We start from the raw sequence: 14060 nt of genomic DNA on the forward strand, positions 1-14060 counted from the left end.
TCCCTCGCACGGAAGAGCACGGTCCTGCCATGAAAGAGAACCCCACCACGGACCCCGCAGACCCCGCGGAGGACGACGCGACGCTGCTCGCCGAGATCGATGCGGAGCTGGCCGCGGAGCGCTCCGCGAAGAGTCGGGCCGGTCAGCGGCTCACCGGCCTGGTGCTCCTGATCGGCGGTCTCGTCGGCTGGATCGCCGCCCTCGAGCTGCAGGTCGGCAAGGAGTTCCTCCTCGCGAACCCCGGCGGCACCCTGTCCTGCGACGTGAACCCCTTCATCTCCTGCGGCAGCGTGATGATGACCTGGCAGTCCTCGGCACTGGGGATCCCCAACATGGCGATCGGGCTGGGCGGCTTCGCGATCATGGGCGTCCTCGGTGCGCTGATGGCCTCCGGCGCGGTGCTGCCCACCTGGATCCGCTGGGCCCGTCTGGGCGGGATGACCTTCGCCTTCGGATACGTGCATTTCCTGGCGATCTCCGCGATCTTCCTGATCAGAGCGCTGTGCCCCTGGTGCATGGTGGTCTGGACCGTCACGGCCCCCATGTTCTTCGCGACCCTCGCCCGCACCATCGAGAGCGGCGACCTGCGACTGTCGACGCCGCTCGCGAAGGTGCTGCGCCACTGGGTGGTGGCGACCCTGCTGTGGTACCTGCTCGTGATCGTCGTGATCGCGCTCGTGTTCCGCCAGCAGTGGCTGACGATGCTCGGCCTCTGAGGCTGAGCTCACGTGACCGTTCCTCCACAGGGGCTCCGCGTCCCCATAGCCGGGCGGTGCCTGGCGGGGTGGGGCCTGGCCACCTAGGTTCGCGGGCATGGGAGCACACACCGGATCCGACGGGCCGACGCAGCGCCGCGCCGGGACGCACCGCCGCACCGGTCAGGCGCTGATCGAGCGCCGCGACCACACTGCCGAGACGCCGCGTCGCCGGCTCTCGATGCCCGCACCGTCCCCCTCGGCGCTGGTGGGGATCGCGGTGCTGGTGCTGATCGGGGTCGGCGTCATCCACCTCTCCGGGACGGGTTCTGCGGTGCCGCTCGAGGCGGAGCCGACCGTGCTGGTGCAGCCGGAGGAAACCGAGGGAGGAACGGCCGACGGGGACGGTCCGTCCTCAGCGCAGGCGGAGCACACCCCGGATGACGCTCCTGCCGCCGCAGCCGGGGAACCCCCTGCCGCCGGGTCCGAGCTCGTGGTCCATGTCTCCGGGGCGGTGGCCGCGCCCGGGGTGGTGCAGCTGCCCGCGGGGGCGAGGGTCGACGATGCGCTGCAGGCCGCCGGCGGGCCCACCGACGATGCCGATCTGTCCGCCGTGAATCTCGCCCGGCCGGTGGGTGATGGCGAGCAGATCCATCTGCCCGTCCCGGGGGAGGAGCCGAGAGCGGCGGATCCCGCAGCGGCAGGTCCCGGAGCCTCCGAGGCAGGGGATGCACCCGCTGCGGGCTCCCCGGGCGTGATCGATCTGAACACCGCGAGCGCTGCGGAGCTCGAGGAGCTGCCTGGGGTGGGACCCGCGATCGCCCAGCGGATCGTCGAGCATCGGGAGAAGAACGGGCCCTTCACCAGCGTCGACGGCCTGCTCGAGGTCTCCGGGATCGGCCCATCGACCCTGGAGGAGATCCGCGACCGGGCGACCACATGACCCGGGCCGATCTGCGGCTGCTCCCCGCCGCCACCTGCATCTGGGCCCTCGCGGTGCTCGGCGTGACCGTCGGCACCGCGGCCGCCGTCGCCGGGTGCGCCGTGCTGGTGACGCTGGGACTGACCGTGATCACGGTCAGCGGCGGCACCCGCACCGCGAGTGGGATCTTCGCCCATCTGGGCATCGTGGTGCTGGCCGGGGTGCTCCTGTTCCCGGCCCTTCAGCGCCATGGCACCACTGACGAGCTGTTCGAGGAGGCCGCCGCCCAGGGACTGATCGTGGAGCTGACCGTGGTCGCCGCTGCGGACCCCGCCGCCCCCGCCAGCGGCCCGGAATGGTCCCGTGACGGGTTGCAGATGCGAGCACGGACCGTCCGCGGCCCCGCCCGCATCGGGCGTGAGGAGGCAGCTCTGCCCGCGTCGCTGCCGCTGCTGGTGCGCGCCTCCGGCGAGGGGGAGAAGGGCATGGCGCGGGTACGGGACGGCGATGCTGCCCAGCTGCGTGGCACCGTCACGATCAGCGGGTCCCTGGTGATCCTGCGTGCCACCGAGGTGACGGCTGTGCCGGTGCCGGGGATGACCGGCCGGGCGCAGTCCGCCCGTCACTCCTTGCGGGAGCTGGCGCGGGAGGCCACCTCGCATCTCCCGGCCGACGAGGCCGCGCTGGTGCGCGGCATGACCACCGGTGACACCAGCGGCATGAGCGAGCGCACCGAGGGGATCATGCGCCGGGCCGGTATCTCCCACCTGGTCGCGGTCTCCGGAGCGAATATCGCCCTCGTGCTCGCCGCAGTGCTGATCCCACTGCTGCTGGCCGGGGTGCGCCGCCGGCCCCGCCTGCTCGCCGGCGCCATCGTGATGGTGGGCTATGTGTGGCTGGTCGGGGACGAGCCCAGCGTCCAGCGGGCCGCGACCATGGCCGCTCCGCTGCTCGCCGCTCGCTTCGCCGGTGTGCGCGCCTCCCCGGTCGCGGCGCTCGCACTCACCGTGGCCCTGTGGTCGGTGCTCGACCCCGTCACCGCCGCCTCCGTCGGTTTCCTGCTCTCCGCCCTCGCGACCGCCGCGATCCTGGTGGCCGCCCCGCCGCTGGCCACCGCCCTGTCCGAGCTCACCGGGGGCCGCCTGGGCCGCACCGCCGCGCTGGTGCTCGCGGTGCCGCTGGTCGCCCAGCTCGCCTGCACCCCGCTGCTGATCCTGCTCACCCCGGAGATCTCGCTCTGGGCGGTGCCGGTGAACATGATCGTCGGCCCGCTGGTGGGCCCGGCGACCGTGATCGGACTGCTCGCCCTGGTGGTCGGGGTGCTCTGGCCGCCCGCGGCAGCGGTCCTGTATACCGCCGCAGCGGGTGGGACGCACCTCGTGCTCCTGATCGCCCGCACCGCCGATGCTCTTCCGGGCTCGCGCATCACCGTGCCCGAGGGTGCCACCGGGGTTCTGCTCACGATCGCCGTGCTGCTGGTGGCCGCGATCGCCCTGGCAGCCCGCCGCTTCCCCCTGGTGCGTTGGGTGATGGCCGCACTGCTGGTCGTGGTCCTCGCCCCGGGGATCGGCCGGCTGCTGCCGTTCGGGACCGCCCCGGACTGGAGCCTCGCGATGTGCGCCGTGGGCCAGGGGGATGCGCTGGTGCTGCGCCCTCAGGCCGCAGCCAGGGACGCACCCACAGTGCTCATCGACACCGGCCCCGACCCCGCCGCGCTGCGCCAGTGCCTGGATCGCCTGCAGGTGAACCGGATCGATCTGCTGGTGCTCACCCATCCCCACCGCGACCACACCGGCGGTCGGGAAGCGCTCACCGGGCAACGTGAACCTGCCCAGCAATGGATATGCCCGCTGCCGGAGGCCGCCCGCGACGTCGTGCCGGGAGCGCCCGCGGCCGCAGCCTCCACCGGGGAGACCTGGCAGCGGCCGGGCCTCTTCCTGCGGGTGCTGTGGCCGGGTTCCGCCGAGGATGCGCTGCGGGCGAACGTCGCGGAACAGGGGTCGGGGGAGGGAGACGCGGCCAACGACTGCTCGCTCGCGCTCGAGGTGCTCTGGGCGGACGGCACCCGCCTGGTCGCGCTCGGCGATCTGGAACCCGCGGCGCAGGCGGAGCTCGCCGCGCTCACCCCCGGTCCGGCGGAGATCGTGAAGGTCGCGCATCATGGATCCCGCTTCCAGCACGCCGCGCTCTACCATCAGCTGGACCCCGACCTCGCCCTGGTGCCGGTGGGACAGGAGAACAGCTTCGGGCACCCCACCGAGGAGCTCCTGACGCTGCTGGACCAGATCGGTGCGCAGGTGCTGCGGACCGACGTCCACGGCACTGTGGTGCTGCCGGTCGATCAGCAGTCGCCGCCTCGCAGCGTCGGCCCGGCCCGATAGGATCGACCAGTCCCTTCCCAGCAGTCAGGAGCCCCCGTGAGCGATGTCGAGTGGCACAGCGTCGCCCTCGCACCGATCGTGCTGGTCCATGGCACCGAGACCCTGATCGCCGATCGTGCTGTCCAGCGACTGCGCGGCATGGCCCGCGAGGCGGATCCTTCGGTCGCGGTCCATGACCTCTCCGGTGACGCGCTCGGTCCCGGCGCCCTCACCCAGGTGACCAGCCCGTCGCTCTTCGGCGAGCCCCGCTTCGTCGTCGTCCCCGAGCTGCAGGCCGCACCGGACGCCCTGGTCGCCGAGCTGCTCGACTACGTGAAGTCCCCTGAGCAGGACGTCACTGTGGTGCTCGTCCACCGCGGCGGCAACCGCGGCAAGAAGCTGTTGGACACGCTCAAGAAGGCCGGGGTGCCGCGCGTGGATGCGAGCCCCGTCAAACGAGCCGGAGACAAGCAGACCTTCGTCGCCGCCGAGTTCGCCCGTGCCCAGCGCCGCATCCAGCCCGAGGCACTGGTCGCCCTGGTGGACGCCTTCGGCACCGACCTCGCCGAGCTCGCCGCCATCAGCCATCAGCTCATCGAGGACACCACCGCCGACCCCGGCGAGCAGGCCATCCAGGTGACCCTCGCGGAGGTGCACGCGCTGACCGCCGGCCGGGTGGAGTCCACCGCCTTCGCCGTCGCCGATGCCGCGATCGCCGGCCGCGAGCAGGAGGCACTCCAGCTGCTCCAGCAGGCCCAGCTGGCCGGCGCCGATCCGGTGCCGATCGTCGCCGCGATCGCCTCGAAGATGCGCTCCCTGGCGAAGGTCAGCGCGCCCGGCGCCAGTGCCCGCACCCTGGGGATGCCGGACTGGATGGCGCGCAACCTCTCGCGTGAGGCGAGGAACTGGAACGATCGCTCCCTGGCTCGAGCCCTGGAGGCCATCGCCCGTGCGGATCATGAGGTCAAGGGTGCGGGACGCGATCCTCGCTGGTCCGTGCAGAGGATGGTGATGGGGATCTGCCGCGCCCGTCGCGCCGGCTGAACAGCATCCTCCGAGACGACGAGGCCCCGCACACCATCGTGGTGTGCGGGGGCTCGTCACAGACGCGAGCGGGTGATGCTCAGGCGCTCACCGCGGCGACCAGCTTCGCGAGACCGGACTTGCGGTTCGCGGCCTGGTTCTGGTGGATGACGCCCTTGGAGACGGCCTTGTCGAGCTTGCGCGAGGCGGTCTTGAGCGCCTCGCCGGCAACCTCTGCGTCACCGGTGGAGACGGCGGCCTTCACCTTGCGGGTGTAGGTGCGGAGTTCGGACTTGACGGCGCGATTGCGAAGGCGCGCCTTTTCGTTCGTCTTGTTCCGCTTGATCTGGGACTTGATGTTTGCCACGAAGACTCTTCTCTTGTGCTGCTGCGGTGGATCTTCCGCGACGGCCGAGGATCGGAGCCGACAGGGACGGCGGTGGGGATTCGCCTGAGACGTCGGTACCGGGTCGCTGCCACGGGTACTCGCCCGGGTCGCACGAATCGTCGCCCCTGACACGGCGGGACTATCATGCGCACACCGAACGGTATGTCACACATACGGGGCAAGACATTACCAGAGCAACGCCCCCGGGCGTACCCGATGTGCGGCGTGTCTCTCGGGGGATCCGGTCAGCTCATCGCCATCCGTGCACCGTCCGGACCGCCGCGGAGACTCGATCGTAGCGGGCGCGGTCCAGCCTCCCGCCCGCACGGCGCACCTCACCGGGTGCCAGGCGCAGCAGCCGGTCGGCCCGCACCTCGGAGGCCCGTCCCTCCCGGTCCCACTCGCCGCTGCCGATGTCCACCCAGGTCGCACCGTGCTGATCGGTGGTGACCTCGCCGACGTCGGCACGATCACGGGAGGTGAGCATGAGCGCCACCAGCACCTCGCCGGTTCCGTCGGACCCACCCGTCGCGGCCGGCTCTTCGGCGATGACCAGCACCGGACGGTCCTTGCCCTGGGAGAGGTCCTCTTCATAGGGCACCCAGGCCCAGACCACCTCGCCCGGATCCGGATGGCCGTCCTGGCGCGGGGCGTACTCGAGGGTGAGGGGCGTGGCTCCGCGGCGGTCGGCGAGCGCGCGGGCGCTGTCCGCGCCGGCGGCGGCCCTTCCAGCAGCCTTTCCGGCAGCCCTTCCAGCACCGTGCCCACTCGTGTCGGACCGCTGCTCCTTCACCGCCTGGACCGCCGCCCGGCTCAGCGAGCGGGCTCCTCGTCGGACGGCGGGGCTGCGAGCCGCGGAACGCAGGAGGGAGGTCAGTCGGGAGACCAGGGACATCAGGTTCTCGCTTCCTGGGGGGAGTGCGCCACAGAGGAGGGGGTCGATGTGAGAATGGTAGGCATGTCTGCTTCCCCGCTGTTCCACAGTGCGCGGACCGGCTCCGGCGGCGATGAGATGTTCGCCCCTGACGGGACGGTGCACCCCACCTATCAGGCGCTGCACGACGCCCTGTCCGGGCTCGGCACGGAAGAATTCCGCAGCCGGTCCGACTCCCTGGCCCGCAGCTACCTCGATCAGGGCATCACCTTCGACTACGCGGGGGAGGAGCGTCCCTTCCCGATCGATGCGATCCCGCGGGTGGTGGCCGCCGAGGAGTGGACCCGGGTCTCGGCCGGGGTCGGCCAGCGGGTGCGTGCGCTCGAACGGTTCCTCGACGACCTCTACAACGACCAGGCCGCGATCGCCGACGGGGTGATCCCCGCGGAGCTGGTCACCTCCTCCACCTATGTGGTCGACGCGATGCGCGGCTACTCGCCGCCCAACGGCGTGCGGATCCACATCTCCGGGATCGATCTGGTGCGGGACGGAGCCGGCGACTTCCGGGTGCTCGAGGACAACGTGCGCACCCCCAGCGGCGTCAGCTACGTGCTCTCGAACCGGCGCGCGATGGCTCAGGGCTTCCCCGAGCTGTTCGCGGACCGGCCGGTGCGGCGGGTCGGCGAATACCCGGGCCGGCTGCTCTCGGCGCTGCAGGCCGCCGCCCCGGACACCGCAGGGGAGGAGACCACCGTCGTGGTCCTCACCCCCGGCCGCTACAACAGCGCCTACTTCGAGCACTCCCTGCTGGCCCGCACCATGGGGGTTGATCTGGTCGAAGCCTCGGACCTCGTCGAGCGGGGCGAGCGCATCTACATGCGCACCACCGCCGGGCTGCGCCGCGTGGACGTGATCTACAAGCGCACCGACGACGACTTCCTGGACCCGGAGGTGTTCCGGCCCGATTCCGCGCTCGGGGTCCCGGGCCTGGTGCGCGCGATCCTCGCCGGCAACGTGGTGGTCGCCAACGCCATCGGCAACGGGATCGGGGACGACAAGCTCACCTACACCTATGTGCCCGACCTGATCCGCTACTACCTCTCCGAGGAGCCGATCCTGCCCAACGTCGACACCTGGCGGCTCGAGGAGCCCGACTCCCTGGCTGAGGTGCTCGATCGGCTCGACGAGCTGGTGGTCAAGCCGGTCGACGGCTCCGGGGGCAAGGGCATCGTGATCGGTCCCGCCGCCTCTCGGAAGGAGCTCGAGGCGCTGCGGGAGCGGCTGATCGCGGATCCCCGTGGCTGGATCGCCCAGCCCGTGGTCCAGCTCTCCACCATCCCCACCCTCGTCGAGGAGGGACCCGAGCCTCGCCATGTGGACCTCCGTCCCTTCGCGCTGAACAGCGGCGATGACGTCTGGGTGCTGCCCGGCGGCCTCACCAGGGTGGCCCTGCCCCGCGGCGAGATGATCGTGAACTCCTCCCGCGGCGGCGGCTCGAAGGACACCTGGGTGCTCGCCCCCGAGCGGGACGCGGCCGCGGGGCCTGCGGCGCAGGCCCAGGCCCAGGCCCAGGAGGACGAGGGGATCGAGGATCCCATGGACGACAGCTACGACGAGTTCGAGGACCCGCGCGAGGAGCAGGCCGAGGAACGGGCACCCGAGCCCGACCCGGTGACCTCCGCGATTCCGATCATCGACGTCGAGGAGACACCCCATGATGCTCAGTAGGATCGCCGACGCGATGTTCTGGATCGGCAGGTACGTCGAACGCGCGGACCAGACGGCACGCATCCTCGACGTGAAGCTGCAGTCGATCACCGAGGACACCCCGGAGGACTTCGCCGAGGCCTGCCGCGACGTCTACCAGATCTTCGGGGTCGAGCAGACCGACGAGTCCGATCACAGCGTGCAGCGGGTGCTGGACCGGCTGCTCACCGACCGTGCGAATCCGTCCTCTGTGGCGGGTGCGCTGTTCACCGCCCGGGAGAACGCCCGGGGCGTGCGCGAGGTGCTCTCGACCGAGGTGTGGGAGTCGCTGAACACCACGACCCTGGGCCTGCCGCGCGGCGTCCGTCCCTCCCGCATGCATGGCGCCTTCCAGTTCGCCAAGGACCGCTGCGCGGTGGTGAACGGGCTGGTGGACGCCTCGATGACGCGTGACGAGGCGTGGCTGTTCCTGCGGATCGGGCAGCTGCTCGAGCGGGTCGACATGCTGGCCCGCAACCTGCAGGACCACGACCTGGAGGACTCCTCCTCCGCGGCGACGGTGACGCTGCTGCGCTCGTGCAGCGCGCACGAAGCATATATCCGCTCCTACCGCGGCCGGGTCCGCTCCGCACGGTCGATCGAGTTCCTGCTGCTGGACTCGATCTTCCCCCGCTCGGCCGTGCACTGCCTCGGCGAGATCGACGAGGCGCTCGAGACCCTCGCGAAGCTGCACGGCAACAGCTTCGACCGGCTGGGCGCCGCCGAGCCCGCCCGCAGGATCGTCGGCCGCGCCCTGGCGAGCCTGCGCTTTCGTTCCCTGGACGACATCGTCGAGAACTTCGACGAGGAGATGGAGCAGCTGCAGATGGTCACCGGCGCCGTCACCCGGGCGCTGGGGACGACGTACTTCCACCCGGCGCACTGAGGGAGCGCGCAGCTCCCTCTGCGATCCCCGGTGGGCCACCCCTGTGACCTCTGTCCGGGAGCAGCGCGGGAGCAGGGCCGGGAGCGTTCCCCATGAGACGATGGGCCGATGCCCGGCGCGCGAGCGCCCGGCCCGCCATCGACGAGAGGACGTAAGCCGGTGACCCCGAGCATCGCTGCCGACGAGGCGCGGGACATCCTTCCCGCCTCGACCCCCCAGGAGCGGCTCCGCAACTTCTGCATCATCGCGCACATCGACCACGGCAAGTCCACGCTGGCCGACCGCATGCTGCAGATCACCGGGGTCGTCGACTCCCGCGCGATGCGCGCCCAGTACCTCGACCGGATGGACATCGAGCGCGAGCGCGGCATCACCGTGAAGAGCCAGGCCGTGCGCATGCCCTGGCAGGTCGACGGCGTGAACTACGCCCTGAACATGATCGACACCCCGGGGCATGTGGACTTCACCTACGAGGTCTCCCGCTCGCTGGCCGCGTGCGAAGGCGCGATCCTGCTGGTCGACGCCGCCCAGGGCATCGAGGCGCAGACCCTCGCGAACCTGTACCTGGCGATGGAGAACGACCTCACCATCATCCCGGTGCTGAACAAGATCGACCTGCCCGGCGCGGATCCCGAGAAGTACGCCGCCGAGATCGGACAGCTCGTCGGGGTGGACCCCGATGACGTGCTGCGCGTCTCCGGCAAGACCGGCTTCGGTGTCGAGGAGCTCCTGGACCACGTGGTGCGGACCCTCCCGTCGCCGCAGGGCGACCCCGAGGCCCCCTGCCGCGCGATGATCTTCGACTCCGTGTACGACACCTACCGCGGCGTGGTCACCTACATCCGGGTGATCGACGGCTCGTTGAAGGCGCGGGACCGCATCGACATGATGTCCACCGGCGCCCACCACGAACTGCTCGAGATCGGCGTGAGCTCTCCGGAGCCGCATCCCACCCAGGGCATCGGCCCCGGCGAGGTCGGGTACCTCATCACCGGCGTGAAGGACGTGCGCCAGTCGAAGGTCGGCGACACCATCACCACCTCCATCCGCGGGGCGACCGAAGCTCTCGAGGGCTATTCGGACCCCAAGCCGATGGTGTACTCCGGCCTGTTCCCGATCGACGGCTCCGACTACCCGGTGCTGCGCGACGCGCTCGACAAGCTCAAGCTCAACGACGCCGCGCTGCTCTATGAGCCGGAGACCTCCACCGCGCTCGGCTTCGGGTTCCGGGTCGGCTTCCTGGGGCTGCTGCACCTGGAGATCATCCGGGAGCGGCTCGAGCGGGAGTTCAACCTCGACCTGATCGCGACCGCTCCCTCGGTCGTCTACCAGGTCGTGATGGAGGACGGCAGCGAGGTCGAGGTGCTGAACCCCTCCGACTTCCCCGTCGGCAAGGTCCGCGAGATCAGCGAGCCGATCACCAGGGCCACCATCCTGGTGCCCAGCGAGTTCATCGGCGCCGTGATGGAGCTGTGCCAGTCCAAGCGCGGGGTCCTCGGCGGCATGGACTATCTCAGCGAGGATCGGGTCGAGCTGCGCTACACCCTGCCGCTCGCGGAGATCGTCTTCGACTTCTTCGACCAGCTGAAGTCCAAGACCCGCGGCTACGCCTCGCTGGACTATGACGTCTCCGGCTCCCAGGTCGCCGATCTGGTGAAGGTCGACATGCTCCTGCAGGCCGAGCCGGTCGATGCCTTCAGCGCGATCGTGCACCGCGACAAGGCCTACAACTACGGTGTGGAGATGGCCGGGAAGCTCAAGAAGCTCATCCCGCGCCAGCAGTTCGAGGTGCCGATCCAGGCCGCCATCGGCTCCCGCATCATCGCCCGCGAGAACATCCGCGCCATGCGCAAGGACGTGCTGTCCAAGTGCTACGGCGGCGACATCTCCCGTAAGCGCAAGCTGCTGGAGAAGCAGAAGGAGGGCAAGAAGCGCATGAAGAACATCGGGTCCGTCGAGGTCCCGCAGGAGGCCTTCATCGCCGCGCTCTCCTCCGACGAGGGCGACATGCCCAAGGACAGCAAGAAGAAGTGAGCATGGAGACCGGACGCATCGCGGCGGTCTGCACCGTCGCCCAGCTCTTCCCCGTCGCGGCGAGCGGACTGATGAGCGGCATCGACAAGCGGCCCGCGGACGGGCCGGTGCGACTGCTCACCCACGGGGTGCTCGGCGACGTGCAGGGAGACCGCGAGCATCACGGCGGGATCTTCAAAGCCGTCTACGCCTTCGCCCGGGAGACGCGCGAGGCGCACGCCGCCGCTCGCGAGCTCGAGCTGCCCGACGGGTCCTTCGGGGAGAACCTCGTGACCACCGGCCAGGACACCGACGAGACGGTGATCGGTGAGCGCTGGCGGATCGGCACCGCCGAGCTCGAAGCGACCTGCCCCCGCAACCCCTGTGGCACGTTCTCCGCCTGGATCGGTGACCGCCGCTGGGGTCGCCACTTCACTGCCGAGGGCCGCTGCGGCGCCTATTTCCGGGTGCTGGTGGAGGGGGAGACCTCCGCCGGTGACGCGATCGAGGTGCTCCACCGTCCCGCGCATGGGGTCACCATCGGCGATGCCTTCCGCGGACTGAGCGCAGACCAGTCCCGTGCGCTGCTGGACTGGGCGCTGGAGAGCGAGACCGTGCTGTACGACACGCTCGTGGACAGTGCCCAGAACGTGCTGCGACGCGCTGATCAGGGCGCCGATTTCCCTGACCGGCTGCGCTCCACCGGGCGCGGGCTGGGATTGGGGATGGGCCTGTGAACCCGCTGTCCGTCTACGTCCACGTGCCCTTCTGCGCCGTGCGCTGCGGGTACTGCGATTTCAACACCTACACCGCGACCGAGCTCGGCGGCGGCGGCTCCCAGGCGGAGTATGCGGACAACGCGATGCGGGAGATGGATCTGACCCTTGCCGCGGACCGCGCTGCCGGTTACGACTACGAGCAGGTCTCGACCGTCTTCTTCGGCGGCGGCACCCCGACGCTGCTGCCGGCCGACGACCTGGTCCGGATGCTCGAGCATCTGCGCACTCTGATCCCCCTGGCCCCGGACGCGGAGATCACCACCGAGGCGAACCCGGACTCCGTCACCCGCGCCTCGTTGTCCCGCCTCGCCGACGGGGGCATCACCCGCGTCTCCCTCGGCATGCAGTCCGCCGTGCCCTCGGTGCTCGCGACGCTCGACCGGACCCACGACCCCGAGAAGGTGCCCCAGGCTGTGGCCTGGGCGAAGGAGGCAGGGCTCGACGTCAGCCTCGACCTCATCTACGGCACCCCGGGGGAGACCCTCACCGATGTCGAGACCTCGGTGAAAGCCGCACTGGCCTGCGGGGTCGACCATATGTCGGCGTACTCGCTGATCATCGAGGGCAACACCGCGATGGCCCGGCAGCTGCGCCGCGGCGAGCTCGAGGCCCCGGACCCGGACGACATGGCCGACAAGTACGAGCTGGTCGACGACCTCGCGCGCGCTGACGGCCTGTCCTGGTACGAAGTCTCCAACTGGGCCCGCACCGAGGCCCAGCGCTCCCGCCACAACCTCGCCTACTGGCGCGGCACCGACTGGTGGGGGATCGGCCCCGGTGCACACCGTCACCGTGACGGGCTGCGCTCCTGGAACGTCAAGCACCCCAGCCGCTATGCGCGGATGCTCGCGGAGGGTGAGATGCCGGTGGCCGACGCTGAGCAGGTCGCCGCCGAGGACCGGCTGGTCGAGCGGATCATGCTCGAACTCCGGATCGCCGACGGGCTCGCCGTGGAGGTGGTCCCCGAGGAGAAGCGGGCGATGCTCGCGGTGCACCGTGAGCGCGGGCACCTGGACGCCGACGCCCTCGCCGGCGGCCGGGCTGTCCTGACTCGCCAGGGACGGCTGCTGGCCGATGCCGTGATCCGCGACCTGGTGCCCTGAGGCCTCTGCGGGCAGACTGCGGGGATGGCACCGTCAGCGAAGCCCACCACGACCGACGAGTACATCGCGGCGCTGGACGAGCCGGCTGCTGCCCGGATGCGTGAACTGCGGGCGCTGGCGCAGGATGCTGTGCCCGAGGCGAGCGAGGCCCTCAAATGGGGTTCACCGGCGTACCTGCACCCGCGCGGCACGATCCTGTTCGTCTGCAGCGCTCACCGCCGGCATGCGAACTTCACCGTCACCCCGAGCACCCGGGAGGCCTTCGCCGAAGAGCTCGCCGGCTACGAGACCGGCAAGGGGAGCGTCAGACTGCCCTATACGACGCCGGTGCCCACCGAGCTGCTGCGGCGGATGATCGCCTATCGGAGGCGCGAGTTCGAGGTCGACGGCGTGAACTGGATGTGAAGGCAGCACAAGAGCCCCCGGGATCCTGGGATCCCGGGGGGCTCTTGTGGTCACGACGCAGAAGGCGCCGAGAGCGTCACTTCACCAGGCGGATGTTGAACGGGTAGTTCCAGTACTCACCCTGGTTGGCCTTGACCGCGCCGATGATCGAGAAGATCAGCTGCAGCAGGGCCGGCAGTCCGACCAGCGGGTACAGCGCCCAGCCGATTCCGAAGGAGAGCGCTCCGAAGATCGTGACCGCGATGGTCAGGGCGATCTGCGCGATCACCACGGCGATCGCACCGTTCAGGGCCTCCGCGGCGTGGAAGCGCACGAAGCGGTCGCGGTCCTTGTACATCACGAAGATGATCAGCGGGCCGACCCAGCCGAGGAAACCCCAGCTGACCACGTGCCCGAGGACCACCGCGAGCTGCGAGAACATTCCCCACATGCGTGAGTCGGAGCGGCTCAGCGGCTGACCGGAGAGCGGTCCTTCATGGACGCCCTTGGTGCCGGGCATCGGCTGGTCGGGCTGCTCTCCGCCCGGCGCCCCACCGGGGGCGCCGTAGGGTGCAGCACCCGGTGCCTGGTAGGCGCTGTGGCCGGCAGGAGCGGGAGCCGGTGCTGCGAGGTGGGGGGCCTGCGTCGCGGGCTTGCCCGCGCTCTGTGCCGACGGTGCGCGGGAGGCGTCGGGACCGTAGGCGAAGGGGTCGTGCGGATGCAGGGCGGGATCCGAGGTGGGGGCGGCCTGCTCGGCGGGGGTACCCGGCTCGGTGCCGAACGGATCGTGCGGATGCGGAGTCTGGCTCATGGTTCCTTCTTCGTGACGGGCCGGTTCTCTGGCCGGCGACGGGCTCATGCGAAAAGCCTATAGAGCCGATCCGGCG

At 70.6% G+C, this 14060-nt stretch carries 13 protein-coding genes; 10 read left to right on the top strand and 3 right to left on the bottom strand.

Going from position 1 to position 14060, the window contains the following annotated elements:
• Positions 1 to 29: 29 nt before the first annotated feature.
• The 4 genes from Q0937_RS12195 (at position 30) to holA (ending at position 5021) form a co-directional block, all read left to right on the top strand.
• Positions 30 to 716, top strand: coding sequence for a vitamin K epoxide reductase family protein (locus tag Q0937_RS12195; RefSeq protein ID WP_299303968.1), 687 nt, complete (start codon positions 30 to 32; stop codon positions 714 to 716).
• Positions 717 to 813: 97 nt separating this feature from the next.
• Positions 814 to 1638, top strand: a complete 825-nt coding sequence (locus tag Q0937_RS12200) for a ComEA family DNA-binding protein (protein ID WP_299303970.1) — start codon at positions 814 to 816, stop codon at positions 1636 to 1638.
• Positions 1635 to 3998 (top strand): ComEC/Rec2 family competence protein, encoded by a 2364-nt coding sequence (locus tag Q0937_RS12205; protein WP_299303972.1) that lies wholly within the window; start codon positions 1635 to 1637, stop codon positions 3996 to 3998. The genes Q0937_RS12200 and Q0937_RS12205 overlap by 4 nt, the downstream gene beginning before the upstream one ends.
• A 36-nt stretch (positions 3999 to 4034) precedes the next feature.
• A complete protein-coding gene (gene holA, locus Q0937_RS12210; protein WP_299303973.1) occupies positions 4035 to 5021 on the top strand; it encodes a DNA polymerase III subunit delta in 987 nt (328 codons plus the stop codon).
• A gap of 79 nt (positions 5022 to 5100) precedes the next feature.
• Here the strand turns inward: holA and rpsT are convergent, their stop codons facing one another.
• Together rpsT and Q0937_RS12220 are read right to left on the bottom strand one after the other, a co-directional pair.
• Complete coding sequence (rpsT, locus tag Q0937_RS12215; protein WP_299303975.1) at positions 5101 to 5367, bottom strand: 30S ribosomal protein S20; 267 nt, start codon at positions 5365 to 5367, stop codon at positions 5101 to 5103.
• Between the two features lie 271 nt (positions 5368 to 5638).
• A complete protein-coding gene (locus Q0937_RS12220) occupies positions 5639 to 6283 on the bottom strand; it encodes a type II toxin-antitoxin system PemK/MazF family toxin (protein ID WP_299303977.1) in 645 nt (214 codons plus the stop codon).
• A gap of 63 nt (positions 6284 to 6346) precedes the next feature.
• On the opposite strand from Q0937_RS12220, the gene Q0937_RS12225 reads away from it, so the two are divergent.
• The 6 genes from Q0937_RS12225 to Q0937_RS12250 all read left to right on the top strand — a co-directional run bounded on the left by Q0937_RS12225 (position 6347) and on the right by Q0937_RS12250 (position 13194).
• Positions 6347 to 7990, top strand: a complete 1644-nt coding sequence (locus Q0937_RS12225) for a circularly permuted type 2 ATP-grasp protein (protein ID WP_299303979.1) — start codon at positions 6347 to 6349, stop codon at positions 7988 to 7990.
• Positions 7977 to 8894, top strand: a complete 918-nt coding sequence (locus tag Q0937_RS12230; RefSeq protein WP_299303981.1) for an alpha-E domain-containing protein — start codon at positions 7977 to 7979, stop codon at positions 8892 to 8894. Before Q0937_RS12225 ends, Q0937_RS12230 begins: the two co-directional genes overlap by 14 nt.
• A gap of 108 nt (positions 8895 to 9002) precedes the next feature.
• Complete coding sequence (lepA, locus tag Q0937_RS12235; protein ID WP_299303983.1) at positions 9003 to 10928, top strand: translation elongation factor 4; 1926 nt, start codon at positions 9003 to 9005, stop codon at positions 10926 to 10928.
• Positions 10929 to 10930: 2 nt separating this feature from the next.
• Positions 10931 to 11644: an MOSC domain-containing protein gene (locus Q0937_RS12240; RefSeq protein WP_299303985.1), complete on the top strand. Its 714-nt coding sequence runs from the start codon at positions 10931 to 10933 to the stop codon at positions 11642 to 11644.
• Complete coding sequence (gene hemW / locus Q0937_RS12245; RefSeq protein WP_299303987.1) at positions 11641 to 12789, top strand: radical SAM family heme chaperone HemW; 1149 nt, start codon at positions 11641 to 11643, stop codon at positions 12787 to 12789. Before Q0937_RS12240 ends, hemW begins: the two co-directional genes overlap by 4 nt.
• A gap of 24 nt (positions 12790 to 12813) precedes the next feature.
• Positions 12814 to 13194, top strand: coding sequence for an iron chaperone (locus tag Q0937_RS12250; RefSeq protein WP_299303989.1), 381 nt, complete (start codon positions 12814 to 12816; stop codon positions 13192 to 13194).
• Positions 13195 to 13270: 76 nt separating this feature from the next.
• Here Q0937_RS12250 and Q0937_RS12255 read toward each other — a convergent pair whose 3' ends face one another.
• Positions 13271 to 13984, bottom strand: coding sequence for a DUF4870 domain-containing protein (locus Q0937_RS12255; protein ID WP_299303991.1), 714 nt, complete (start codon positions 13982 to 13984; stop codon positions 13271 to 13273).
• Between the last annotated feature and the right edge of the window lie 76 nt (positions 13985 to 14060).

The sequence above is a fragment of the uncultured Brachybacterium sp. genome (genome assembly GCF_947500705.1).
Lineage (GTDB): Bacteria > Actinomycetota > Actinomycetes > Actinomycetales > Dermabacteraceae > Brachybacterium.

Coding starts and splice junctions, on each gene's coding strand:
- Q0937_RS12205 (WP_299303972.1), top strand. CDS start 1,635: ATGACCCGGGCCGATCTGCGGCTGCTCCCCGCCGCCACCTGCATCTGG.
- Q0937_RS12200 (WP_299303970.1), top strand. CDS start 814: ATGGGAGCACACACCGGATCCGACGGGCCGACGCAGCGCCGCGCCGGG.
- Q0937_RS12255 (WP_299303991.1), bottom strand. CDS start 13,984: ATGAGCCAGACTCCGCATCCGCACGATCCGTTCGGCACCGAGCCGGGT.
- Q0937_RS12195 (WP_299303968.1), top strand. CDS start 30: ATGAAAGAGAACCCCACCACGGACCCCGCAGACCCCGCGGAGGACGAC.
- lepA (WP_299303983.1), top strand. CDS start 9,003: ATGCCCGGCGCGCGAGCGCCCGGCCCGCCATCGACGAGAGGACGTAAG.
- Q0937_RS12230 (WP_299303981.1), top strand. CDS start 7,977: ATGATGCTCAGTAGGATCGCCGACGCGATGTTCTGGATCGGCAGGTAC.
- Q0937_RS12225 (WP_299303979.1), top strand. CDS start 6,347: ATGTCTGCTTCCCCGCTGTTCCACAGTGCGCGGACCGGCTCCGGCGGC.
- Q0937_RS12220 (WP_299303977.1), bottom strand. CDS start 6,283: ATGTCCCTGGTCTCCCGACTGACCTCCCTCCTGCGTTCCGCGGCTCGC.
- Q0937_RS12240 (WP_299303985.1), top strand. CDS start 10,931: ATGGAGACCGGACGCATCGCGGCGGTCTGCACCGTCGCCCAGCTCTTC.
- Q0937_RS12250 (WP_299303989.1), top strand. CDS start 12,814: ATGGCACCGTCAGCGAAGCCCACCACGACCGACGAGTACATCGCGGCG.